At 60.5% G+C, this 23,810-nt stretch carries 18 protein-coding genes and 1 pseudogene; 8 read left to right on the forward strand and 11 right to left on the reverse strand.

Translation table 11 applies throughout. From position 1 onward, the window contains the following. Positions 1 to 35: 35 nt before the first annotated feature. Positions 36 to 2,753 carry a preprotein translocase subunit SecA gene (gene secA / locus V5B39_RS09570; RefSeq protein WP_332342663.1) on the reverse strand — a complete coding sequence of 906 codons (2,718 nt, stop codon included), beginning with the start codon at positions 2,751 to 2,753 and terminating at the stop codon, positions 36 to 38. A gap of 436 nt (positions 2,754 to 3,189) precedes the next feature. On the opposite strand from secA, the gene V5B39_RS09575 reads away from it, so the two are divergent. Further along, complete coding sequence (locus tag V5B39_RS09575; RefSeq protein ID WP_332342664.1) at positions 3,190 to 3,324, forward strand: hypothetical protein; 135 nt, start codon at positions 3,190 to 3,192, stop codon at positions 3,322 to 3,324. A gap of 100 nt (positions 3,325 to 3,424) precedes the next feature. On the opposite strand, the gene ubiB is transcribed toward V5B39_RS09575, so the two are convergent. Both ubiB and V5B39_RS09585 read right to left on the reverse strand, forming a co-directional pair. Continuing rightward, positions 3,425 to 4,969, reverse strand: a complete 1,545-nt coding sequence (ubiB, locus tag V5B39_RS09580) for a ubiquinone biosynthesis regulatory protein kinase UbiB (RefSeq protein ID WP_332342665.1) — start codon at positions 4,967 to 4,969, stop codon at positions 3,425 to 3,427. 81 nt (positions 4,970 to 5,050) lie between these two features. Then, complete coding sequence (locus tag V5B39_RS09585; RefSeq protein ID WP_332342666.1) at positions 5,051 to 5,884, reverse strand: ChbG/HpnK family deacetylase; 834 nt, start codon at positions 5,882 to 5,884, stop codon at positions 5,051 to 5,053. Between the two features lie 19 nt (positions 5,885 to 5,903). Here V5B39_RS09585 and V5B39_RS09590 point away from each other — a divergent pair, with 19 nt between their 5' ends. Beyond that, the gene (locus V5B39_RS09590; protein ID WP_332342667.1) at positions 5,904 to 6,296 is read left to right on the forward strand and encodes a GtrA family protein; all 393 of its coding nucleotides are present in this window, start codon (positions 5,904 to 5,906) and stop codon (positions 6,294 to 6,296) included. Here V5B39_RS09590 and V5B39_RS09595 read toward each other — a convergent pair. Both V5B39_RS09595 and V5B39_RS09600 read right to left on the reverse strand, forming a co-directional pair. Continuing rightward, a complete protein-coding gene (locus V5B39_RS09595) occupies positions 6,259 to 7,833 on the reverse strand; it encodes an ArnT family glycosyltransferase (RefSeq protein ID WP_332342668.1) in 1,575 nt (524 codons plus the stop codon). The genes V5B39_RS09590 and V5B39_RS09595 overlap by 38 nt on opposite strands. A 10-nt stretch (positions 7,834 to 7,843) precedes the next feature. Continuing rightward, on the reverse strand, positions 7,844 to 8,842 hold the full coding sequence (locus V5B39_RS09600) for a glycosyltransferase family 2 protein (RefSeq protein WP_332342669.1): 999 nt from the start codon (positions 8,840 to 8,842) through the stop codon (positions 7,844 to 7,846). A gap of 144 nt (positions 8,843 to 8,986) precedes the next feature. On the opposite strand from V5B39_RS09600, the pseudogene V5B39_RS09605 reads away from it, so the two are divergent. Continuing rightward, positions 8,987 to 9,250: pseudogene (locus V5B39_RS09605) on the forward strand (reverse transcriptase domain-containing protein); the annotation flags it as partial. A gap of 68 nt (positions 9,251 to 9,318) precedes the next feature. Here V5B39_RS09605 and V5B39_RS09610 read toward each other — a convergent pair. Then, a complete protein-coding gene (locus V5B39_RS09610) occupies positions 9,319 to 10,464 on the reverse strand; it encodes a class I SAM-dependent methyltransferase (protein ID WP_332342670.1) in 1,146 nt (381 codons plus the stop codon). A gap of 290 nt (positions 10,465 to 10,754) precedes the next feature. On the opposite strand from V5B39_RS09610, the gene V5B39_RS09615 reads away from it, so the two are divergent. Beyond that, positions 10,755 to 11,501: an MBL fold metallo-hydrolase gene (locus V5B39_RS09615; RefSeq protein WP_332342671.1), complete on the forward strand. Its 747-nt coding sequence runs from the start codon at positions 10,755 to 10,757 to the stop codon at positions 11,499 to 11,501. A gap of 1 nt (position 11,502) precedes the next feature. Then, a complete protein-coding gene (locus V5B39_RS09620; protein WP_332342672.1) occupies positions 11,503 to 14,148 on the forward strand; it encodes a response regulator in 2,646 nt (881 codons plus the stop codon). A 198-nt stretch (positions 14,149 to 14,346) separates the two neighbouring features. On the opposite strand, the gene V5B39_RS09625 is transcribed toward V5B39_RS09620, so the two are convergent. The 3 genes from V5B39_RS09625 to V5B39_RS09635 are packed head-to-tail and all read right to left on the reverse strand — an operon-like array spanning position 14,347 to position 19,127. After that, the gene (locus V5B39_RS09625) at positions 14,347 to 15,891 is read right to left on the reverse strand and encodes a SpoVR family protein (RefSeq protein WP_332342673.1); all 1,545 of its coding nucleotides are present in this window, start codon (positions 15,889 to 15,891) and stop codon (positions 14,347 to 14,349) included. Further along, on the reverse strand, positions 15,888 to 17,162 hold the full coding sequence (locus tag V5B39_RS09630; protein ID WP_332342674.1) for a YeaH/YhbH family protein: 1,275 nt from the start codon (positions 17,160 to 17,162) through the stop codon (positions 15,888 to 15,890). The genes V5B39_RS09625 and V5B39_RS09630 overlap by 4 nt, the downstream gene beginning before the upstream one ends. 42 nt (positions 17,163 to 17,204) lie before the next feature. Further along, positions 17,205 to 19,127, reverse strand: coding sequence for a PrkA family serine protein kinase (locus V5B39_RS09635; protein ID WP_332342675.1), 1,923 nt, complete (start codon positions 19,125 to 19,127; stop codon positions 17,205 to 17,207). A 464-nt stretch (positions 19,128 to 19,591) separates the two neighbouring features. Between V5B39_RS09635 and V5B39_RS09640 the strand changes: the two genes are divergently transcribed. From V5B39_RS09640 to V5B39_RS09650, 3 genes are all read left to right on the forward strand, one after another. Then, entirely contained in the window at positions 19,592 to 20,344 is a 753-nt protein-coding gene (locus V5B39_RS09640; protein ID WP_332342676.1) for a DUF3750 domain-containing protein, read from the forward strand. Between the two features lie 229 nt (positions 20,345 to 20,573). Next, positions 20,574 to 21,257 (forward strand): PEP-CTERM sorting domain-containing protein, encoded by a 684-nt coding sequence (locus V5B39_RS09645; protein ID WP_332342677.1) that lies wholly within the window; start codon positions 20,574 to 20,576, stop codon positions 21,255 to 21,257. Between the two features lie 94 nt (positions 21,258 to 21,351). Beyond that, the gene (locus tag V5B39_RS09650) at positions 21,352 to 22,503 is read left to right on the forward strand and encodes a metal-dependent hydrolase (RefSeq protein ID WP_332342678.1); all 1,152 of its coding nucleotides are present in this window, start codon (positions 21,352 to 21,354) and stop codon (positions 22,501 to 22,503) included. Positions 22,504 to 22,588: 85 nt separating this feature from the next. On the opposite strand, the gene V5B39_RS09655 is transcribed toward V5B39_RS09650, so the two are convergent. Together V5B39_RS09655 and V5B39_RS09660 are read right to left on the reverse strand one after the other, a co-directional pair. Next, positions 22,589 to 23,131, reverse strand: a complete 543-nt coding sequence (locus V5B39_RS09655; RefSeq protein WP_332342679.1) for a hypothetical protein — start codon at positions 23,129 to 23,131, stop codon at positions 22,589 to 22,591. 99 nt (positions 23,132 to 23,230) lie between these two features. Then, positions 23,231 to 23,698, reverse strand: a complete 468-nt coding sequence (locus V5B39_RS09660; RefSeq protein ID WP_332342680.1) for a hypothetical protein — start codon at positions 23,696 to 23,698, stop codon at positions 23,231 to 23,233. Positions 23,699 to 23,810: the final 112 nt, after the last annotated feature.

Raw genomic sequence — 23,810 nt, forward strand, 5'->3', positions numbered from 1 at the left:
GTGCCTCGGTTCAGTTTACTCCGGACAACCACGAACTACGACAACTTGCCATGACAGTATTTGTACTTCTTTCCCGAGCCGCAAGGGCACGGTTCATTGCGGCCGACCTTGGCGCCCACGTGCATCGGTTTCTGCGCGCGTGTCGCCGCCGTGTCGTCATCTCCCTGCCCCAAGGCTTCGTCATAGTCTGCATGGTGGTAGCGGACGTTCTGCACCTCGGCATGCGGGAGGGTTTCCTCGACATCCTGAGTGCGCACCTGCACAGTGACCAGTAGACGCGTCACGTCGAGGCGAATGTTGTCGAGCATGCGCTCGAACAGCTCGAAAGCTTCGCGCTTGTACTCCTGCTTCGGGTTCTTCTGCGCGTAGCCACGCAGATGGATGCCCTGGCGCAGGTGGTCCAGCGCCGCCAGATGTTCTCGCCAGTGCGTATCCAGGCTCTGCAGCATGACGTTGCGCTCGAACGGATGAAAGGCCTCGGCGCCCACGAGTTCGATCTTGGCCGCATAGGAAGCGGCCGCCATATCGATCAGCCGCCGCAGCATGTCATCGCTGCGCAGATTCGGCTCGTTCCTTGACCATTCGACCACCGGCACCTGCAACTGAAGTTCGGCGGCCAGTGCTCTTTCGAGCCCGTGCAGATCCCATTGTTCCTCGACACTTTCAGCCGGGACGTAAAGCCGGAAGGTATCATGCAGCACGCCTGCGCGCATCGCCGTTACGGTTTCGGAGATATCGTCAGTCTCCAGTAACTCGTTCCTTTGCGCGTAGATGACTTTGCGCTGATCATTGGCCACGTCGTCGTATTCGAGCAGTTGCTTGCGGATATCGAAGTTGCGTGCCTCGACCTTGCGCTGTGCCGATTCCAGCGAGCGCGAAACAAGCGGATGCTCGATCGCCTCGCCCTCGGGCATCTTCAGTCGCTCCATGATCGCCTTGAGGCGATCGCCGGCAAAAATTCGCAGCAGCGAGTCATCGAGGGCAAGATAGAAGCGTGAAGAACCGGGATCGCCCTGGCGACCCGAACGGCCGCGCAACTGATTGTCGATCCGCCGCGACTCATGACGTTCCGAACCGATGATGTGCAGGCCGCCGGCGGCGACGACCTGATCGTGCAGCTTTTGCCAATCGGATCGGATCATACCGATGCGCGTCTCGCGATCCGCATCGGTCAGCGCCTCATCGTCGCGAAGTTGCGTGATCCGCTTCTCGATACTGCCGCCGAGAACGATGTCGGTTCCGCGACCGGCCATGTTGGTGGCAATGGTAATCATCCCCGGCCGTCCGGCCTCGCGGACGATTTCAGCTTCGCGCGCATGTTGCTTGGCGTTGAGAACCTGATGCGGCAGCTTTTCGTGGTCCAGCAGGGCCGAGAGCAACTCGGAATTCTCGATCGAGGTGGTGCCGACCAGCACCGGCTGGCCGCGTTCGCGGCAGCCGCGAATATCGGCGACGATCGCCGCGTGTTTTTCCTTGGCGGTGCGGAAGACCTGATCGTTGTGGTCGGTTCGGCGCATGGGCTGGTTGGTCGGGATGACCACCGTCTCCAGACCATAGATTTGCTGAAACTCGTAGGCTTCGGTATCCGCAGTGCCGGTCATTCCAGACAGCTTGCTGTACATGCGGAAGTAGTTCTGAAAGGTGATCGATGCCAGGGTCTGATTCTCGTTCTGAATCCGGACACTCTCCTTGGCCTCGACCGCCTGGTGCAGACCATCGGACCAGCGACGACCGGACATCAGGCGACCGGTGAACTCGTCTACGATGATCACTTCACCGTTCTGCACCACGTACTGCTGATCCCGGAGGAACAGGTTGTGGGCGCGCAGGGCAGCGTACAGATGGTGAATCATCAGGATGTTGGAGGCGTCATAGAGACTGCCGCCGTCGGGAAGCAGGCCAGCCTGTGCCAGAATCTCTTCGGCATGCTCGTGACCTTCCTCGGTCATCAGGATCTGATGGCCTTTCTCGTCCACCCAGTAATCTCCCGGGCCATCTTCCAGTTCGCAGCGCTTGAGCAGCGGGGCGACCTTGTTCATGCGCACGTACAGTTCGGTATGGTCTTCGGCCTGGCCCGAAATGATCAGGGGGGTGCGCGCTTCGTCGATGAGGATCGAATCGACCTCGTCGACGATTGCAAAGTTGAGCTTGCGTTGCACTCGCTCGGCGCCGGAATAGACCATGTTGTCGCGCAGGTAATCGAAGCCGAACTCGTTGTTGGTCCCGTAGGTGATGTCGGCAGCGTAGGCCGCCTGCTTGTCCTCGTGGGCCATCTGCGACAGGTTCACGCCGACGCTGAGGCCGAGAAAACGATGCAGGCGCCCCATCCACTCGGCGTCGCGGTTGGCCAGGTAATCGTTGACCGTCACCACATGCACCCCGTTGCCGGAGAGCGCATTGAGGTAGGAAGCCAGCGTCGCCACCAGCGTTTTTCCCTCACCGGTACGCATTTCCGCGATCTTGCCGTCGTGCAGGACCATGCCACCGATCAACTGGACATCGAAATGGCGCATGCCCAGCGTACGCTTGCCGGCCTCGCGAACCACGGCGAAAGCCTCCGGCAGCAAGGCGTCGAGCGTCTCGCCATTGGCGACGCGCGCCTTGAAATCGGCGGTCCTGCCGCGCAGGGCGTCGTCAGAAAGCGTGCTCGTCCCTGCTTCCAGTGCATTGATCTTGCGGACAACCTGCATGTACTGCTTGATCAGCCGATCATTGCGGCTGCCGAAAATCTTCTTGAGTAGGCCGGAAATCATTCTGGAAGCGATAAAGAAATGCGAAGTTGATATGAGGACCTAGGCCAACAAGCGGAGCCGGTTCCACTGCGAACAACTGGATGACGGTTCGGGTTGGGCCGCCGGATCGGTAGGGTGACGGGGGATCTACATCAGCATGCGGTGCGCGGCATGGATACTACCTTCAAGACTCGATTGACGCAATTCTGGCGTTGTCTGCTGGTGAAAATTCGTGATCTGCAACGGATCGGCAGAACCTCCGGAACCTGCAGACGATCTGATGACATGGCTTCGCATGCGTGAAAAAAACTCATGCGTCGAGTGAGATTTTATCGTTTGCCGTGTTGTCCTCGACCGATTATTGTATGCAGGTAGTCCCGGATACCGGGAAGCACACGAGCTACAGTCGGACGTAATCCTGGCTGCAATCATGATGAGTCAATCAAGGAGAAACGAAATGGGCGACAGCATCCCTGTCATGGGCGCAGGTTTCACCATTTTATTCATGGTCTTATGTTTTTCATCGCCAAGTATCGGTTGGCTGGTTGACTGGCTTGCACGCCATCGCCAGCATGGCTCGTCAGTACAATAGGCGATTATAAATACAGGATGATATGATTATCCGATCATGTGGTCTCCGGATAATCGTGCATGACAGCATTGAAAACTTATTTCGGTGAATTTTCAGGTTTTCAGAGATTATTCATCAATAACTGACCAAGCAGTACCATCGTCAGCAACACGGCGATGACCCCCAGCAAGCGCCTCTGCTGGCGTTGTGTACGTGCCAGATCGGCCAGCAAGGGCGCCAGATCCGGCGCTTTCGTCTGTGCCAGCGCTTGGTGTATCAGGCGTGGCAACTGCGGCAGGATGCGTGCCCAGTAGGGGGCTTCCTGCTGGACGCCGCGATGGAATGCACGGCTGCCGAGTTGCTCGCTCATCCAGCGCTCCAGGAATGGTTTGGCGGTCTTCCACAGGTCGAGATTGGGGTCGAGTTGTCGGCCCAGGCCCTCGATGTTGAGCAGGGTCTTCTGCAGCATTACCAGTTGCGGCTGGATTTCGACATTGAAACGGCGCGAGGTCTGAAACAGACGCAGCAGGACACGGCCGAACGAGATTTCGTGTAGTGGCCGGTCGAAAATCGGTTCGCAGACGGCGCGGATGGCGGCTTCGAACTCGTCGGCACGGGTCTCGGGTGGCGCCCAGCCAGCTTCGATATGGGCCATCGCCACGCGTTTGTAGTCGCGCTGGAAAAAGGCGAGGAAGTTTTGCGCCAGGTAATTCTTGTCGTTGTCGGTCAGTGTTCCGACGATGCCGAAATCAAGTGCGATATAGCTGCCGTGATGGTCCGGATCAGTGGCGATGAAGATATTGCCGGGGTGCATGTCGGCATGAAAGAAGCCATCACGAAACACCTGCGTGAAGAAGATTTCGACGCCGGCACGTGACAGTGCCGGCAAGTCGATGCCGGCAGCGACCAGGGCTTCGGTCTGACTGATCGGGATGCCCCGCATGCGCTCCATGACCATCACCGTCGTCGTGCATTGGTCCCAGTACACTTCGGGGACCTGCAGCAGCCGAGAGCCGCTGAAATTGCGCCGCAGTTGCGAGCAGTTGGCGGCTTCGCGCATCAGATCGAGTTCGTCGTAGAGGTATTTGGCGAACTCGCCGACCACTTCGCGCGGCTTCAGCCGCTTGCCGTCCGACCACACTTTTTCGAGCAGGCCAGCCAGGGTTTCGAGCAGCGCCAGATCATTGGCAATCACGCCGTGCATGTCCGGACGCAGGATCTTGACGGCAACTTCCTGGCCGCCGTCTTCCGGCCGCAGACGGGCAAAATGGACCTGCGCGATCGAGGCACTGGCGATTGGCGTCGAATCGAACTCGGCAAACACGGCACTGGCCGGCCGACCATAGGCTTTCTCGATCTGCGTCAGTGCCAGTTCGGGCGAGAACGGTGGCACACGATCCTGCAGCCTGGCCAGTTCATCGGCGATGTCGGTACGCAGCAGGTCGCGACGGGTGGACAGCACCTGTCCAAACTTGACGAAGATCGGCCCCAGCGACTCGAGTGCTTGGCGCAGGCGAACCGCCGGCGGGGTGTCGAAGCGTCGCCAGAAATGCAGGGCGCGCGACAGCGCCGCCAGGCGACCGCTGGGTTCGTGCTCGAGAATCATCTCGTCGAGGCCGTAGCGGCTCGCAATGCTCAGAATTTTGGCGAGGCGGAATAGTCGCACGGCTGACGGGCAGGTCTTGATGTGGGCAAAGGAGCGAGTTTACACAGAAACGGGCGTCATCGCTCCGCCCGGATACGCAGATCAGTCAAGTGCTCTCGACAGACGCGAAATGGTCAATCGATGCTCCTCGATCCAGGCCGGGAAACAGCTGTCGGCAAGCACCGAGAGTTCCCGCATCCTTTGCGGCCCGATCGGGTCTCCAGCCTCGATAGCGCTTGCGGGATGGCACATCAACAAGTCGCCGTCTGCAGCACCGATGAACCAGGATATCAGCAGTTGCCGGTATGCTTCGGGGCCTGCCGAGAAGCCGTAGACCCCCAGCAGATGACGGTTCATCGGCAGACCCTGTGCATCCGCCAACTGGCGCATCGTTTGCGCACCCAGGCAGGCAATGATCCTGGCCTTCAAGCGCTTGCCGCGATCGATTGTCAAGTGGCGCGCCGTTTGCGTCGAGCGCAGCCAGAGAGCGCGTGTCGGATAGCGCTGAGCAATGCACTCCAGCAACTGCTCACGAATCAGCGGCAATTGATGGACATGCTGGTGGCCGTCGATGAAATCCGGAGGACGTCCGAAGCGGGTTTCGAAAGCATCCAGCTGGGAATCAATGGTCGTGGTGACCAAGGATCTCGGCAATTGTCGCAGATAACAGGCGCTGATCAGGCGTGGCAGCGAGCAGCAGAATTGGCTCCTGGCAAAGGCCTCGGTAAAATTGAGGTGCAGCCCGATGTCCACCGGCAGCAGCGCCAGCGAAGAGACCTGTTCACCCAGCGTCGGCCCCTGCACCAGGCAACTCACCGCACTGAGGCGGCCCAGTCGGGCCAGTTCAAGAATGCCTGCGTCGATTCCGGCAGACATCCCGAAGTCGTCGGCGCAAATGGCGATCCGCTTACGGGCCGCATCAAGGGAAGTCTTCACCTGACTAGAGGCACCTGGCATGGTAGTGATGTTCACGCAACTCGCTTGGTTTGTGCTCGTCGGCTGTGCCGCGGCGGCAACGCATTGGCTGATTGCGGTGGGCTGCGTCACCGTTTGGCAACAGCCTCCGCTGCTGGCCAATCTGATCGGATGGCTGGTCGCTTTTCTGGTCTCGTTTGGTGGACATTATCGCCTGACCTTTCGTCATCAGCAGAACTCCCTGGCGGTCGCCTGCGGTCGCTTCTTTCTCGTCTCGGCAAGCGGGTTCGTGATCAACGAACTGAGCTACGCTTGCTTGTTGCACGTCACCAATATCGCCTATGACCTGCTGTTGGCAGTGATTCTGGTGGCGATCGCAGGTCTGACCTTCATCCTCAGTCGTGGCTGGGCTTTTCGCCGCAGAACTTCCTGAGGGTTTCCGGCTGCAGCCGCCACAGCGCGTGCCTCTGGTCGGCGGCAAATACCGGCTGCTGCTGCAGCCACGGCAGCACCTCGGGCGCCGACGGCTTGCCCCAGATCCACCATACACCGGCAGCAGCAGGACTGCAGAGTCTTGCCGCGAACTCTGCGGGCGTGAGCAGGACCGCCTGCCGGCTGGCATGGTCAAACTCTCCGGCATCGGCGAGTTCCTTTCGCCAATTGTCACGCCGGGCGATTTCCGGATCCTGCCAATCGCTGACTACCCAGGCAGGCTTGCGGGCTTGCAGGTAGAACGGCAGGTCGTATGGATACTGATCGATCAACACCACTTGGTCCGGTGGCTGCAGCAGGGGCCTGGCCATGCTCGCCAGAGGTTTGGCGGAGACTTTGTCGGCCAGCGCAACGCCGACCACCAGCGCGACACAGGCGATCGCGGCCAGTCCCAGGCTCCCAACATAGCAGCGCAGGGCACGCGTCCGGTCACGATCCAGCCAGTGCGAAAAGGATTCGGCAATCAGATAGGCCAACGGCGGCATCGCCGGCAGAATGTAACCCAGCAGCTTGGAACTCGGCAGAGAAAAAAAGGCCACGATGAGCAGGAACCAGATCACCATCAGGCTTCGCAAGCCACCCCGTCCGGCATCTCCGTGGTCGACCTGGACGAAGACGCGTGCCAACCATGGCGACCACGGCAAAGTGGCCAGGAAAATGACCGGAATATAAAACCAGAAGGCCATCTGGTTATTGAAGCCAGTTTCCGAGAAGCGCCGGAAGTGATGATAAACCACAAAATAATCGAAAAATCCGGGGTAGGAATGCTGCATCCAGAAAAACCACGGGAGCGCAACCAGCAGTAGGAGCAGGGCTCCCGGCAGCCAGAAGATCGCTGGCAAATGCCGCCACGCTCGACGCCAGAGCAGCCAGAGCAGCAAAACGCCGCCCGGCAAGACGATACCGATCAGCCCCTTGGCAAGAATGCCGAGGGCGGCAAAGGCATAGCTCATGGCCAGGACAGCGCGATAGGGAAGCTTCTCTTCGAGACGAAGGACGGCATCGGCCCCGGCAAGAATCGTCAGGGTAATCAGACCGGCGACCAGCATGTCGAGGTTCGCGAATTGACTCCCCGCGTAAAATATCGGCTGAGTGACCAGGATGACGATCGACAGGGTGGCGACCTGGCTGTCCCGGTAACGACGGACGAACCGGTAGAGGCCAACGGCGGCACAGAGGCCGGCGACGAGCGATGCTGCTCGTACCGGCAACTCGTGCGCTCCGAACAGGCGCAGGCTCAAAGTCGTCAGCCAATAAAACAGCGGCGGCTTGTGAAAGAACGGCATGCCGTCGAGGCGGGGAACCAGCCAGTCACCGGTGGTCAGAATTTCCCAGGCAACGCCGGCATAGCGTCCTTCATCAGGAAGCATCAAGGGCCGGATTCCGGCCGTAGCCGCCAGCCACACGGCCGTGGCTAGCATCACCAGCGACGTTGATCGGGTATCGACAAATGCCGACAGCTGCTTGCTTGTGCTCATCGATGCCTGCTCAGGATTTTTCTTCGGGTAGTTTCTGCCCGATGTTCCGTTTGACCACATAGAGCGGACGCTGCTTGACTTCGTCGAAAATCCGCGCGATATAGGCGCCCATGGTACCGAGTGCCATCAGGTTGATTCCAGAGAAGAAAAACATCCCGGTGACGATGGTTGTCCAACCCGAAACGTCGTGCCCATTGACCAGATAATCGATCACCAGGTAAGCGCCATAGGCAAAAGAAAGCATCGCAATCAGGCTGCCGACCAGGTTGAAAGTGCGCAGAGGCCAGGTCGAGAAAGCGGTGATGCCATCGACCGCGAAGCGAATCAGTTGCAGCAGATTGAAATGGCTATGCCCATGCAGCCGTTCAGCAGGAACATAGAGCATCGGCTCGGCCTTGAAGCCAACCCAGGCATAGAGCCCCTTCATGAAGCGGGTGCGTTCCGGCAGGCGGATCAGCGCGTCTACGACCTGCTTGTCCATCAGCCGGAAATCACCGGCATCGGGGGGAATACGAACCTTCTGCCCCTGCCCCAGGATGCCGTAGAAAATCGAAACGCCGACGCGTTTGAGCCAGGATTCGTCATCGCGATTTCTTTTTACCGCATAGACGGTGTCGACACCGGCCTGCCAGCGTTCGAGCATTTCGGGGATCAGGGTGAGCGGGTGTTGCAGATCGGCATCGATGCAGATCACCACCTCTCCAGCGCTCACTTCAAGCCCGGCGCTGAGCGCGGCTTCCTTGCCGAAGTTACGCGACAATTGCAGGTAGTAGACCCCAGGGTTGCCGGTTACATAGGTTGTCATGAGTTGCGGCGTACCATCGGTGCTGCCATCATCGACGACGATGATTTCCCAGGCTGAACTGATCTGACCCAGCAATTCGGCCATTTCCGGGAGCAGCAGGAGCAGGCTGTCATGCTCGTTCAATGCCGGGACAACACAACTGATGCGAGGCCGTTCGGCTCGGGGAAGAGTGTGCCGAAGCGGAGGGGGCATACTTGAAATCATGATCCCTTTCCAGAGACAAAACGTAAGCGCTGCTGAAAAAGTCTTTCGACAATCCGGCAGGGACAGTGCAAGGAATTTTGCCCTGTTGAATGCCGAAGAACTTATCTCCGGCCGCTTAAAAGCTGCTGAAATACGGTCGATCATGACCGGCTTATGAACTGGCTGGGGCAAACCATCAGCGACCAGCGCCTGCTGGCCTTGATCGGAAGCTACTTGTACGCTGGGATGCTGGTCGGAGAGCACATGGGACGCAGCGAGATCGGCATCTCCCAGGGCGATCCGAGGTCACCACTTTTGGCAAACATTCTGCTGGACCCGTTCGACAAGGAACTGGAAAGGCGGGGTCATCGCTTTGCCCGCTACGCAGATGATAGGATTATTCCGGTCAAAAGCCAGCGGGCCGGGGAACGCGTGATGCCGAATCTGACGCTGAAAGCCCCCGGCCTTGCCGGGGGGATAGTGACTCTCGGGGAGCACTATATCGCCCTGAGCTGCGAGAACCTCTCGGGTAGCAAGCAGGTCTGCAAGGCACGCTGTGTAAACAGGAAGCGGCCGTCGCACACGAAACCCAACTCCGCCCAATCGACCGCCGAATTCAGCAAGCACACTGCCCGTTCAAGATCCATCTCCTGGTTCTTCGGGAACAGCGCCAGGATCGATCCATCGTAGTCCTTGCAGTCGTGCAGAAAGAAGGGGGCCTGGCGGCGTGTCTTGGCATTGACATAGATGCGTGGCGAGTCGCTGATGTAGTGTTGGCGGCCCCAGAGCCACCAGTTGGTTTCGTCGAAGTGGCGGACGCGACGAGCGAGCAGGGAGGCTTTGTGGCGTATCAGATGCGGATGCTGAATGCCGTAGAGCATGCGCCGTGTCTCACCGGTGTCGATGGTGTGCGAGCAGACGAATTGGCGGTTGCCCTTGGGGTGGGTGAAAATGGCGTCGGCCCCGGAGACGGCACCGACTTTGACATCGAAGAGTTGAGCGAGCGGGAGGGGGTAGCTGGACTTCAGGAACATCAGTTGGCCGTCGACCAGAGCGAAGGTCCGACCGTCATGCATGCGTCGCTCGAAGCGGTTCCGCTCGAAGCGGAAGATCGCGCAGTTTGGCACGTAGGCGCCGAAGAGGTTCGAATCGCCGGTTTCGATGAAATCGGTGATCGTACCCTGGTGGAACAGAAACCCGTTCATCTTGCGCGCAGCGGTGAGCTTGATGAACTCGCGCGGGACGATGAAGATCAGCTCGCCGCCTGGGCGCAGATGGCGAACACATTTCTCGATGAAGAACAGGTAAAGATTCGAGCGCCCGTCGAAGTGCGTGCTGTCGAGCAGCTTCCTGGTGCCGGCAGCGATGTCCTGGTAACGGACGTAGGGCGGGTTGCCGATGATGGTGTCGAACTGTTCGTTGGCCGGGTAGCTGAAGAAATCAATGACTCGCGCTCCCTGCGGTGCGACACGAGCGTCGATTTCGATCGCCACGCAGCCGGGAATCTGGCGGCTGAAGGCTCCGTCGCCAGCAGAGGGTTCGAGCGTGCGACCGTGATTGCGGCGCAGGGCGAGCATTCGGGAGACCACCGCCGGGGGCGTGAAAACCTGGCCCAGTCGGGTGACGTCGCGAAGGTTGTTCATGGCACTCCCAGAGGAAAGGTCGTCGGGCAGTTCTTTGCGGAGGGTAGGGGCAGTCATATGGGATTTCCGAGTCCGGGATGCCGCGACTTTATCATTGACAGTTCACGATTGACCACAGGTGATGGGGAACATATACTCACCGGTGGCGTTGAATTTCCTACTCTTTTTTCATCCTTTTTCTCTTCCTGTATCGCGACGTGATCGTCGGCGATGTTTTTTCGCCGTTGAGCGGTTCTATTCCCCATTGACAGGAGATCACCATCAACACTCATGATTTGGCAGTCGTGACGATGAGTCTGGAGAGTCCGACCGTTTTGTTCTCCGACGGCCGACATGTGGTTTATTGGCTGGGCATTACCGATGAGACCGCATTTCGCTGCAATACCTACCTGATTCGGGACGGTGATGAAGTGGTCCTGGTGGACCCGGGCAACCGCGCCTATTTCGAGCAAGTCAAGTTACGGGTAGGTCAGATTGTGGCCCCGGAGAAAGTGACCGGCATCGTCCTTTCCCATCAGGACCCGGACGTTGGGGCTTCGATGGTGGACTGGCTCGAGGTCAATCCGGACTTGAAAATCATCTCGACGCCGCGCACCCATGTCCTGCTGCCGCATTACGGAAAACCAGATTACCCGGTCTTCGAGGTGGAAGAGCACGGCGTTTACCCGCTTCCATCCGGTGGCGCGCTGCGCTTCATCGAGGCGCCCTTCCTGCACTTCCCCGGAGCCTTCGTCACGTATGATACCGCTTCGCGCTACCTGTTTTCAGGTGACATCTGGGCCGCTCTCGACATCAACTGGAGCCTGGTCGTGGAATCCTTTGAGGAGCATGTCGCGGCGATGGATTTGTTCCACCTGGACTACATGGCCTCGAACGTGGCAGCGCGGGGTTTTGCCAACAAGCTGGTCGGAGTGAACATCGAGGCGATCCTGCCACAACATGGTTCCATCATCACCAGGAAAGACGTCCCCGCGGCCATCGATTATCTGCGGAAGCTGCGTTGCGGGCTCGACATCATCTACGCTGGAATCGAGTGAAATGGTCCTTCCGGACGCTGACCCGGATCTGATCAAGCGCCTTGCCACCCTGGAGCGGGAGAATATCCTCCTGAAAATCAGCGTCAAGCAGCTGACGCGGATACGTGAGCAATGGACACGCTCCCTGGACGAGCTGACGGCGACCAAATCGAGCCTGCAGGCCTCCAAGCAGTTTCTCGATCGGCTGCTGAACACGGCCCCGCTACCGATTCTGGTGGTCAGCCGGCCGTGGGGTCGGGTCATGATGGCGAACGCCGCAGCCGAGTCTCTGGTCGGCTGCACTACCGTGAACGAACTCATCGGCACCAGGGCGCTGGCTCAGGTCGAAACTGCTGCGCGCCGTGATGTACTGCGGTCTTTGGCGATGGCGGTTGCCTCGGAGGTCGCGGGTGACCCTGTCTGCGTACGACTGCGCCCGCGCGACGGCGAGGTTCGGCAACTCGAAGTTTACTGTGCCGGGATCGCCGGCGTGCAGCGTCATGAGTGTCGAATGATCCTGATCGCCCAGGACGTGAGCCTGCACCTCGCCCAGCTCCAGGAACTCGAACGGGTCAATGCGGAACTGAACCGCATGGTCGATACCACGCATCGAGCACAGAAGAATGCGGAAGCCGGCAGTCGCGCCAAGAGCCAGTTCCTGGCCACCATGAGCCATGAGATACGCACGCCGATGAATGGCATTCTCGGCATGACCGAATTGCTGCGCGGTACGGAACTCAGCACGCCGCAACGGCGCTTCGCCGATGCCGTTTATCAGTCCGCTGAGCATCTGCTGAGCCTGATCAACGATATCCTTGATTTTTCGAAGATCGAGGCCGGCAAGCTCGAACTTGAGAGCATCCCCTTCGACTTGCGCGCGCTCGTCGAAGGCGTTGGCGAGCTATTCGCCCAGCCGGCTGCAGCCAAAGGGGTCGAGTTGCTTTGTAGCGTTCCGCACGAGCTGCCGGTCGCCGTCAAGGGGGATCCGGTACGACTGCGCCAGATCCTGACCAATCTGGTCAGCAACGCCGTCAAATTTACCGGCCAGGGAGAAATTGTCGTGCGCGTAAAGCTGCTGCATGAAGACCACAAGCAGGCGCACTTCCGCCTTGAAGTTCAGGACAGCGGTGTCGGCATCAGCGAAGACCAGCAAAGTCGCCTGTTCCATGCCTTCGTCCAGGCCGACGGTTCGACTACCCGGCGTTTCGGCGGCACCGGTCTGGGTTTGGCCATCGCCAAAAAACTGGTCGAAATGCTGGGCGGTCAGATTGGTCTGATCAGCGAGCCTGGGCAAGGCAGCGTGTTCTGGTTCGAGTTGCCACTGCTCAAACAGGCGAATGATGCGCGTGCGCTCAACCCGCTCGGGGAGGGGCTGAAGGGGCTTTCGGTGCTCATCGTTGATGACAATCTCACTCACTGCGAAATTCTTGCCCATTGCTTGCGGAGCTGGTCGATGAGCCACACCATCGCCAACAGCGGACAGGATGCCCTGCAAACGCTTGACCGCCTGGAGAGTCATCGCTTTGATCTGGCGATTCTTGATCTGCACATGCCCGGCATCGAGGGTTTCTCTGTCGCGCGTGCGATTCGCGCACACCCGCGCTACGCGGCGCTGCCGCTGATCATGCTCGCATCGGCCGGCGGCGCTGGCGTCACGCACCCCGAGCGTTCGGCGGCCGGGAAAGACTGCTACCTGAGCAAACCAGTACGTCATTCCGATCTCTACGATGCAATGACCACCCTGCTGGCGTTGAAGGCTTTCGAATCGCCGGTCGAGCGCCGGTCATCGCCGCTCCTTGGCCGAACGAATGCACTCGCTGGGCGGGTGCTCATTGCCGAGGATAATTTGGTCAATCAGACGGTCGCCAGTGCCATGCTCGAATCGCTCGGCGTCACCTGCAGCGTGACGGAAAATGGCCGGGCGGCGGTCGAACGTTTGTCCCGTGAGCGCTTCGACCTCGTTCTGATGGATTGCCAGATGCCGGAAATGGACGGTTTTCAGGCCACCCGGGAGATCCGTTTGCGGCAGGAGCAGGGGCTGTTGTACCGCCCATTGCCGGTCGTGGCACTGACCGCCAACGCCGTCGAAGGGGACCGTGAGCGCTGTCTCGCTGCCGGCATGGATGATTACCTGAGCAAACCTTTCACCCGTGACCGCTTATCGTCGATCCTTTGGCGTTGGTTGCCGCGGGCCGGCGCGGGCGTTGCCTCATCCAGGACGCTGGTCGCCTCGTCCAGTGCGGCAGCCGCGCCGCCACCCTCGCCGCACAGCAGGTCAGAGGCTCCCGACACCGGGCAGGCAATCAACCCACGCGCTCTGGAGATCATCCGGCAGATACCTGGAGCCGATGCTGCCCGTCTGCTTGACACGGTCATCAGAGCTTTTCTCGCCGATACGCCGGCGCGCCTGGCGCAATTGCATGCGGCTATCGCGACCGGCGACGCAAACAGCTTGCGTAAGGCAGCGTACGGCCTGATGTCGAGCTGTGCCCATGTCGGCGCCGAACACCTGGCGGTACTGTGCAAGGAACTGGAAAGGATTGGCCGTAGTGGCCGTATCGGCGACGACGCCAGGCCTTTGCTGGCAAACGTCGAAAGGGCGCTACCGGGCGTCCTCGTCGCCTTGCGCGAACTGCACGACCCGAGCAGCCGAGTCACGTTCATGTGAAAGTCGCGTATGCGACTGACGAACCTCCCTCCCCCTCGGGGCCGTGGAAGGGGTCGGGGGTGAGAGGGGGGAATTCGCGGAGCATGCTCCGCGCCCATCGAGCGATTCCGGCGTGCCAGCCGGAATGCGCCCTGCAAGGGAGGGAAACGGTCATGACTTTCATGATCGGGAGGGCTGGAAAAGTCATGACCGTTAGCTTCAGTCGGGGGCGGGAGTCACCAGCCAATGGCGTGACCTCTTGCCGTGGCTGTCGACGCTTTCGAGATGCACCGGGAAGTCCCACAGCCGCGCGACATGCTTGAGCACCTCTTCGGCATGGTCGTCGAGCGGGCGCTCGTTGTGCTGCGTGTGGCGGAGGACCAGCGAACGGTCGCCGCGCAGGTTGACACTCCACACCTGGATGTTGGGTTCGCGCGAACCCAGGTCGTACTGACGCGACATCGCCTCACGCAGAATGCGATAGCCCGCTTCGTCGTGGATCGCGGACACTTCCAGCTTCGGCGCCTTTTCGTCGTCGACGATCGCGAACAGCCGGAAGGCGCGCATCAGCCGCGGTGACAGGTACTGACCGATGAAGCTTTCGTCCTTGAAGTTGCGCATCGCGTGGTCGAGCGTGGCCAGCCAGTCGCTGCCGGCGATGTCCGGGAACCAGTCACGGTCTTCGTCGCTTGGCGCTTCGCAGATGCGCTTGAGGTCGGAGTACATCGCGAAACCCAGCGCATAGGGGTTGATGCCGTGGTAGGCCGGGTGGCCGACCGGTGGCTGGAACACGACGTTGGTATGGGACTTGAGCCACTCGATCATCAGGCCATCGGCGAGGAAGCCATCGTCGTACAGGGTGTTCAGCAGGTGATGGTGCCAGAAGGTTGCCCAGCCTTCGTTCATCACTTGCGTCTGTCGCTGCGGGTAGAAGTACTGCGCCACCTTGCGCACGATGCGAACGATTTCGCGCTGCCAGGGCTCGAGCAGCGGCGCGTTCTTCTCGATGAAGTAGAGCAGGTTTTCCTGTGGCTCGGCGGGGAAGCGGGTCGCTTCCTTCTCGGCGGCTTCCTTTTCCGGTCGCCGCGGCAGCGTGCGCCAGAGCTCATTGACCTGTTGCTGCGCATAGGCTTCGCGATCCGCTGCCCGGCTACGTTCCTCGCCGAGACTCAGCCGGCTCGGCCGGCGATAGCGGTCAACGCCGTAATTCATCAGTGCATGGCAACTGTCCAGCAACAGTTCGACCGCGTCGATGCCGTGACGCTCTTCGCAGCCGGCGACGTAGTCTTTGGCGTAGACGAGGTAGTCGATGATCGACGACGCGTCGGTCCACATCCGGAACAGGTAGTTGCCTTTGAAGAAGCTGTTGTGGCCGTAGGCGGCATGCGCGATCACCAGCGCCTGCATGGCCATCGTATTCTCTTCCATCAGATAGCTGATGCACGGGTTGGCATTGATCACGATTTCGTAGGCCAGACCCATCTGGCCGCGCCGGTAGTTCCGGTCGGTGGCGATGAACTCCTTGCCGTAGCTCCAGTGGCGGTAGTTGACCGGCATGCCGACCGAGGCATAGGCGTCCATCATCTGTTCGGCGGTGATGATCTCGAGCTGGTTGGGGTAAGTGTCGAGTCCGAAGCGCCGGGCGGTGCTGCGGATGGCCTCGTGATACCGATCGAGCAATTCGAAGGTCCAGTCGCTTGGCGCCGGCAGCTTGGCCGCCGACATCTGGGCCGGCGGTGGCCGGTCGCTCAGGGTAGGATTCATTTTGCCCTCACTTCCTTGCTGAACAGCTCGCGAAAGACCGGATAGATCTGGTCGGCCGTACTGGCCTTGCGCATTGCGAAGGCATTGGAGCTTGCCGCCAGCGCCGCGTATTCCTGCCACAGGTTCTGCTCCTGCTCGACTACCTGGAGATAAGCGAAATAGCGGCACAGCGGCAGAATCTCGTTTGCCAGCAGTTCACGGCAGCGCGTGCTGTCGTTGTGCCAGTTGTCGCCATCGCTGGCGTGTGCGCCGTAGAGGTTCCACTCGCCACCCAGGTAGCGGGCACGGATGATCTGCTCCATGAGAACGAGCGCGCTCGAGACGACGGTTCCGCCGGTTTCCGTGGCATGGAAGAAGTCGTGTTCGCTGACTTCCTGCGCCTGCGTGTGATGGCGGATGAAGACCAGGTCGATCCGTTCATAGTGCCGGGTCAGGAAGAGGTAGAGCAGGATGAAGAAGCGCTTCGCCAGGTCCTTGCGCGCTTCGTCCATCGAACCGGAAACATCCATCAGACAGAACATGACTGCCCGGGCGGTCGGTACCGGCGTCCGCACCCGGTTGCGATAGCGCAGATCGATCGGGTCGAGATAGGGGATGCGCTCGATATGCGCGCGCAGCGCTTCGATGTCACGCTCGAGGGCCTGGATTTCCGGCCGGCGCGACGGGCTGACGGGTGGTGCGAGCAGGGCTTCGAGAAGGGTTTCGAGGCGGGCCAGTTCGCGCCGCGCCTGGCTGCCGAGCGCGATGCGCCGGCCGATGGCGCCGCGCATCGAGCGCACGACATGCAGGTTGTTCGGCGTCCCGTCGCTGGAAAAGCCGGCCCGGTGCGTCTTGTAGGCCGGGGTGTCGGCGAGCGTCGTGCGCACCAGGTTGGGCAGCGCCAGGTCATCGAAGAAGACCTGCATGAACTCTTCCTTCGTCAGGTGGAAGACGAAGTCGTCTTCTCCCTCGCCGGAATCGCTCGCTTGCCCGGAACCGCCCCGGCCGCCGCCGCCCTGTGGACGGTCGATGCGGTCGCCGCGAACGAAATCCTGGTTGCCCGGATGCACCATTTCTCGCCGTCCGCCCGGGCCGTGGCCGAATACCGGTTCGCTGATGTCGCGGCGTGGAATCGGGATATCCTCGCCCTGGGCGATGTCGCGGATGCCACGCCCGGCGACGGCGCGCTTCACCGCTTCGCGGATCTGCTCCTGGTGCCGGCGCAGGAAGCGTTCACGGTTGCCGATCGACTTGTTCTTGCCGGCCAGCCTTCGATCGATGATCTGTTGCATGGGATGTCCTCCACGCCATAGGTTGATACCGGGTCACGAAAGTCATGAATTCTTGCGAACCCGCAGATACCACTCGCAGAGCAGTCGTACCTGCTTCGACGTGTAGCCCTTGTTGACCATGCGATTGACGAAGTCTTCGTGCTTCTTGACGTCGTCGGCGCTGGCCTTGGCATTAAAGCTGATGACCGGCAGCAGTTCTTCGGTGTTGGAGAACATCTTCTTCTCGATCACCGTGCGCAGCTTTTCGTAACTGGTCCACAGCGGGTTCTTGCCGTGGTGGTTGGCGCGTGCGCGCAGCACGAAATTGACGATCTCGTTGCGAAAATCCTTCGGGTTGGCGATACCCGCAGGCTTTTCGATCTTCTCGAGTTCGGCATTCAGCGAGGCGCGGTCGAAGACCTCGCCGGTATCGGTGTCGCGATACTCCTGATCCTGGATCCAGTAATCGGCGTAAGTGACGTAGCGGTCGAAAATGTTCTGGCCGTACTCGCTGTAGCTTTCCAGGTATGCGGTCTGGATTTCCTTGCCGATGAATTCGGCGTAGCGCACCGACAGGTGTTCCTTGATGAAGGCGAGGTACTTCGCTTCGGTTTCAGCCGGGAACTGTTCGCGCTCGATCTGCTGCTCGAGCACGTACATCAGATGCACCGGGTTGGCGGCGATCTCGGTCGAGTCGAAGTTGAACACCTTGCTGAGGATCTTGAAGGCGAAGCGGGTCGAAATGCCGCTCATCCCCTCATCGACGCCGGCGTAGTCGCGGTACTCCTGGTAGCTCTTGGCGCGTGGATCGGTGTCCTTGAGGTTTTCGCCATCGTAGACCAGCATCTTCGAATACCGGCTGGAGTTTTCCGGTTCCTTCAGGCGCGTCAGCACGGCGAACTGCGCCATGATCGGCAGGGTTCCCGGCGCGCAGGTGGCTTGCGCCAGCGAGGAACCGCGCAGCAGCTTCTCGTAGATCTTCACTTCTTCGGAGACGCGCAGGCAATAGGGCACCTTGACGATGTAGATGCGGTCCAGGAAGGCCTCGTTGTTCTTGTTGTTGCGGAAGGCTTTCCATTCGCTCTCGTTCGAGTGCGCGAGCACGACGCCGTCGAAGGGGATGGCGCCGAAGCCCTCGGTGCCCTTGAAATTGCCTTCCTGGGTCGCGGTCAGCAGCGGGTGCAGCACCTTGATCGGCGCCTTGAACATTTCGACGAATTCGAGCAGTCCCTGGTTGGCGAGGCACAGACCGCCCGAGAAGCTGTAGGCGTCCGGGTCGTCCTGGGCGTAGGTTTCGAGCTTGCGGATGTCGACCTTGCCAACCAGGCTCGAAATGTCCTGGTTGTTCTCGTCACCGGGTTCGGTCTTGGCGATGCCGACCTGCTTGAGCACGCTCGGGTAGCGCTTGACCACCCGGAAGCGGCGGATGTCGCCGCCGAACTCTTCGAGCCGCTTGACCGCCCACGGCGACAGGATGCGCGTGAGGTAGCGGCGCGGGATGCCGTATTCCTTCTCGAGGATGGCGCCATCTTCCTCCGGATCGAACAGGCCGAGCGGTGACTCGTTCACCGGCGAACCCTTGATCGCGTAGAAAGGCACCTCCTGCATCAGCGATTTCAGGCGTTCGGCGATCGAACTCTTGCCGCCTCCGACCGGGCCGAGCAGGTAGAGGATCTGCTTCTTTTCTTCGAGCCCCTGCGCCGCATGGCGGAAGTAGCTGACCACCTGTTCGATGGCGTCTTCCAGCCCATAGAACTCGGCAAAGGCCGGATAGATCTTGATCACCTTGTTGGCGAAAAGACGCGACAGCCGCGGGTCATTGCGGGTGTCCACCGCCTGCGGCTCGCCGATGGCACGCAGCATGCGCTCGGCGGCGCTGGCATAGCTCAGCGGATCTCGCTTGCACGCCGCAAGATAGTCCTCCAGCGAAAGCTCCTCTTCGCGGGTGCGGTCGAAGCGGGCGGCAAAATGACTGACGATATCCATAGCGCTCTCCAAGAAAGGGTTTTGTCCTCCCCGATGATCGCGCCCGCGCCGGGTCGAATCGGCATTGGCGCATACACTTTAGGTCAAGCAAATAACGCGCCAGTTCCCGTAATGGCTGACCCGATGACTTTCGTATTGCGCTTTGGCGACCCATGTCGGGCGCCGGCGTGATCCTCGTGCTTGGCTGCCTGCTGGAGACGATGCCTGATGGCGCCTCGCCATTGCCGGCACGATCATGATGCTGGCGTAGCGGACAGATGCTTCTGGCGAGCATGCACCAGAGCGGGGCGTAACGACACCGTCGATGCCATGGCAAGGGGAGTGGTACGGCAAGGTGTAAAATTTTCCGATGAGCAATTTTTCACGAATCAACCGGTGTCCAGCCCCTTGACTGGCGCACAGCAACCGCGACTCTTCCGCGTCGCGGCTTCATCCGGACACTGTGCGGGCAGAGGGTGGCGAGCATGCGCCGATCGATCTGCCTGAGCCTCGCGCTCGTCGCGTGCATGCTGGTGCCGGTGGCGATCTCGACCGGATGCACCGTCCTCGAGCGCGCCGGGAACGACTGGCGAACGGCGCGCCGCGACTCCTCCGGTCAGGCGCCCGATCCGGCCAGCACGCCTGAAGCGGTGATTCAGGTCTACGGTGCACGCACGGTTGGCTGGCGTGGCGCCTTTGGCGTGCATACCTGGATCGTCACCAAGCCAAGCGGTGCCGCGCACTACACCCGCTACGAGGTCGTCGGGTGGGGTGTCGACCGGGGAATGAGCACGATCCGGGTCAGTCGCACCGGGCCGGATCACTACTGGTTTGGCGCCTTCCCGGAGAAACTCGCGGATGTGCGTGGGCCACAGGTCGATGCGCTGATCGAACGGGTCAGGCTGGCCGCGCGCCACTATCCCTATCCGAACACCTATCGGACCTGGCCCGGCCCCAACAGCAACACCTTCGTCGCGCATATCGCGCGCGCCGTGCCCGAGCTGGGAGTCGACATGCCGCCGACCGCAATTGGCAAGGATTACCTGCCTGGTGGTGCCGTACTGGCGCGTAGCCCGAGCGGCACCGGCGTGCAGGTGTCGGTGCTCGGCGCTGCCGGCGTGCTGGTCGGTTGGGAGGAGGGGGTCGAGATCAACCTGCTCGGCCTCACCCTGGGCATCGATCTCAATTCGCCGGGCCTCAAGCTGCCGGGGCTTGGGCGGTTCGGGTTTCCCCAGTAATTCGGCCATCTGGACGTAGGCGGAAACCTCCAGCGGGGCGTTGCGCACAAACACCCGGAGGCGTTCCGTCATTCGGCGGAACCCGTGCCGGTTCCGTCCTGCGCCCGCTCTTCTTGCGACGTTTCGGCGATAGCTGGTGACGACCAGATTGCATACCGGCAAGACAGCGTGCTAAAGTCGTGGCCAGGATCTCGAATCCTCGAGACCTATTTTTTGCGAGGAGAACATCATGATGTTTGGTCCGCATCGACGCTTTCCTGCCGCGCTGACAGCCGGCATCATCGCTTTGCTTGCCTGTGTCACGACAGCACGCGCGTCCGTCATTTCCGCCACCCCGACGTTGCCGGTCCTCGGCGTTCCGTACGCTTCGTCGATCGGTGCTGGCTGCTTCCCCGCGGCGGGCGCCTGCGTCGTGCCGGGAACGATCACGCTGACATCACTCGTTTCGTCCACTTTCGATTCATCAGGCCAGAACATCGTCGCCAATGCGTCCTACGTGGGCACATTAACGAACCTGGGAGGGGTTCCGATCGGGCCCGTGAACTTGTCCGGCACGCTCGAGGAGGAAATCATCGGGCGTACATCGCCAAGCGCGCTTGGCACCTGGACAACCGAACTGCTGGCGCTTTCGCTGAGCGGCCCGGTGCTCGGACATACCTTGACACTGACGCTGGATTCTGCGGTGCCGTCTACCGGTTTCTCGTCGATCACGGCAGAGGGCGGACAAGCAGTTAGATTCCGGATTGACAGCTTCTTCGACGTGTTCGTCGAACTGTCGCTCGACACCATCCCGCCGTTGTCCACGACGCGCGGCCCGCTGCAGCTGTCGCTCCTCCCCGAGCCGTCGACCTGGCTACTGCTCCTCGGCGGCATCGCTGGTCTGGGTTGCCTGCGGCGGCGGCACAGCGCGTAGTGTTCCTGCCGCTCGAAGAGCGTCCGGGTGGGCTTCCACCCGGACGCTCTTTTTTGTAGGAGCGATGAGCACTCAACCGGTAGCCGGAGTTCGAATGGATCCTCTGACCCATGCACTGCTCGGTGCGACGGCTGCGCAGGCTGCCCTTGGCCCGCGTCTGGGGCGCCAGGCGTGGCTGGTCGGCGGCTTCGGCGGTGTGTTGCCTGACCTCGACATCCTGATCAGGAGCTCGGCCGATCCCTTGCTGGCGATCGAGTACCACCGCCACTTCACGCACGCACTGGCCTTCATTCCGGTTGGCGGCATCCTGGCCGCCTCACCGTGGCTGCTGCAGCAGCGCCATCGCGCCGACTGGCGGGCGTTCCTCATGGCCGGTACCCTTGGCTATGCAACGCATGGGGTGCTCGACGCCTGCACCAACTACGGGACGCATCTGCTGTGGCCGTTCTCACCGTTGCGCGTGGCCTGGCACTGGATCACCACCATCGGCCCCTTGCTAACGTTGATCCTCCTCTTTGGACTGGTATTTGCCGTGCGTCGACGGTCCAGGGGTCCGGCGCTGCTGGCCCTGCTGCTCGGTCTTGGCTACGTCAGCCTGGCGGCCTGGCAGCGTGAGCGCGCGCTGGACGTGCAGGCGCAGATCGCCGCAGCCCGCGGGCATCCGGTAACGCGCGCCGAGATGTTTCCGACAGTCGGTAATCCGGTACTCTGGCGATCGGTCTACCAGTCCGGCGAGACGCTGTACACCGATCGTCTGCGTCTCCTCGGAGCCGAAACGACCCTCTGGAAGGAGGGCAGCCACGTCGATCTGCTGCTGGAGAAGGATCTCTCGCCGCAGGCCAGAGCCGACCAGCGCGTGCGCCGTGACTTTGCCCGCTTCAGCTATTTCTCGGCCGGCTGGACAGCGCATGCCGCCAGTGATCCGACGGTTATCGGTGACGCCCGCTATTCGCTGCGCACCGATGCCTTCGAGCCGATCTGGGGAGTCCGCTTCCATCCCGGCACAGCCGTGCCCACTGAGTGGGTCGACTTTACGATCAGGAATCGCGTACCGATCAGCGAACTGTGGCGCGAGATCAGCGGTACGGCCGCGGGTTACCGCAGCATGCCGTCGCCTGGCCACTCCAGGGTCGTTCGACGCCCGGCCGTTCGAGTCCTCCGCGCGTGCGGCGGCTCCTTGTCCCGCGCCAGAGCATGCGTCAAGCGAGAGCTTTTTCCTGACCCCGATCGGTCTGGCAATAGTTGACAGGCAGTATATCGTTGGCCTTCATCGGACGGCAAAATGCGCAGCATTTTGACGGTCCGATGCAAGCAATTATTAGGCGAGTGGTTCATGCTTGAGGCTCCTCCTTTGTGGAGGTGAGAGCCGACCAAGACACCCTCGCATATGTTCCTTCGCCCTTTGATAGACGCTTACGTTCAATGAAGCGACTTTCAAACTTAAACTTCTCGCTGATCTTGATAACTAACAGTCTGTTGAAGTTTCCGGCGCGTTTGACTTGAACTTGATCACCATCTTTCTCTGGGGAGATGGTTTTTATTTCTATAAAGTCATTTCCAAGTTTGCCATCTGAGCCTTTGGTATGTGGTCTGTGGCGCTTAATGCCATATTTTATTTCAGCATATAACTCACCCAACTCACCCCAAATTTGCAGGTAGCGCCCTGTGAGTTCGTAGTAAGCCTTTGCGCTCTCAACCAGGCTCTCGAAGATCATAGCCAGCTCAGGATCATCCTGCGGGGATACAGCCGGCAATTCTTCCTCATGTACGGGCACCCACTCCCAAGGGTTATACCCACAAGCAGCGGCACCAGCTATTTGGTCTGGGCTATAGCCGTCATTGAGCATGTCGTGGAGAAAGTCCCAATCGCTCATATATACCCTTGCCTAACTATTCGCGGAAATCGCCTCACCTTGGAGCGAAGCGTGCAATCTCCTGTCAAACCCCTTGTTGCCAGTCACGAGGTCTTGAACTCATGGCGCGAACCAGCCAAGGAGCTGTGCCCGCAATCGCTGGAACGTCTGGTCGGTGCAGTGTTGAAGACTGACGCGTCTGGTGATTCTCTCATAGATAGCCGAAGATCGAGGCCGCTTTTGCTCGCGGCAGATGACCTCCATGGCCTCTTTTGGCTGTAGCGGCTTACCGTCGGCATTGAATCTGAACCCACGGTGACGCAGCCAGTCACGAATCGATTCTGCCGCTGACCAGTGAAGAGCTTCGTGAAGCGCGCTATCGGTTCCCCACAGCCAGATATCGACTTCCGGCGCGATGACGATGCTTTTTGCACGTGACCCCCAGACGAGTTGCAGTTGGTCGTCGAGTTTTTCTTCAAGAGTCAGGGGCGTTTCGCGCACTTCATGTCCGCAGCCGTGAAAATCCAAAAGCATGAGCGCGTGCGAAAAACGGCCCGCATCGCAGGCGAGCACGTCGGTGAATGTCAAGGTAGTTGTCGCCTGAGTTCATGTTGCCAAACGCATACTTTCTGCGCTAGCGGTGGCCGCGGAGACGATTTCGTCACGCTCCGGGTTGAGTGTCACGGCGCCGATCGGCGAC

Origin of the sequence: Accumulibacter sp., from assembly GCF_036625275.1 — a bacterium.
In the GTDB taxonomy this organism is placed as follows: domain Bacteria; phylum Pseudomonadota; class Gammaproteobacteria; order Burkholderiales; family Rhodocyclaceae; genus Accumulibacter.

Excerpts from the sequence above, each read along its gene's own strand:
- secA (WP_332342663.1), bottom strand. The coding sequence starts at position 2,753 with ATGATTTCCGGCCTACTCAAGAAGATTTTCGGCAGCCGCAATGATCGG.
- V5B39_RS09575 (WP_332342664.1), top strand. The coding sequence starts at position 3,190 with ATGGGCGACAGCATCCCTGTCATGGGCGCAGGTTTCACCATTTTATTC.
- V5B39_RS09590 (WP_332342667.1), top strand. The coding sequence starts at position 5,904 with ATGGTAGTGATGTTCACGCAACTCGCTTGGTTTGTGCTCGTCGGCTGT.
- V5B39_RS09595 (WP_332342668.1), bottom strand. The coding sequence starts at position 7,833 with ATGAGCACAAGCAAGCAGCTGTCGGCATTTGTCGATACCCGATCAACG.
- V5B39_RS09600 (WP_332342669.1), bottom strand. The coding sequence starts at position 8,842 with ATGATTTCAAGTATGCCCCCTCCGCTTCGGCACACTCTTCCCCGAGCC.
- V5B39_RS09610 (WP_332342670.1), bottom strand. The coding sequence starts at position 10,464 with ATGAACAACCTTCGCGACGTCACCCGACTGGGCCAGGTTTTCACGCCC.
- V5B39_RS09615 (WP_332342671.1), top strand. The coding sequence starts at position 10,755 with ATGAGTCTGGAGAGTCCGACCGTTTTGTTCTCCGACGGCCGACATGTG.
- V5B39_RS09620 (WP_332342672.1), top strand. The coding sequence starts at position 11,503 with ATGGTCCTTCCGGACGCTGACCCGGATCTGATCAAGCGCCTTGCCACC.
- V5B39_RS09625 (WP_332342673.1), bottom strand. The coding sequence starts at position 15,891 with ATGAATCCTACCCTGAGCGACCGGCCACCGCCGGCCCAGATGTCGGCG.
- V5B39_RS09630 (WP_332342674.1), bottom strand. The coding sequence starts at position 17,162 with ATGCAACAGATCATCGATCGAAGGCTGGCCGGCAAGAACAAGTCGATC.
- V5B39_RS09635 (WP_332342675.1), bottom strand. The coding sequence starts at position 19,127 with ATGGATATCGTCAGTCATTTTGCCGCCCGCTTCGACCGCACCCGCGAA.
- V5B39_RS09640 (WP_332342676.1), top strand. The coding sequence starts at position 19,592 with ATGCGCCGATCGATCTGCCTGAGCCTCGCGCTCGTCGCGTGCATGCTG.
- V5B39_RS09645 (WP_332342677.1), top strand. The coding sequence starts at position 20,574 with ATGATGTTTGGTCCGCATCGACGCTTTCCTGCCGCGCTGACAGCCGGC.
- V5B39_RS09650 (WP_332342678.1), top strand. The coding sequence starts at position 21,352 with ATGGATCCTCTGACCCATGCACTGCTCGGTGCGACGGCTGCGCAGGCT.
- V5B39_RS09655 (WP_332342679.1), bottom strand. The coding sequence starts at position 23,131 with ATGAGCGATTGGGACTTTCTCCACGACATGCTCAATGACGGCTATAGC.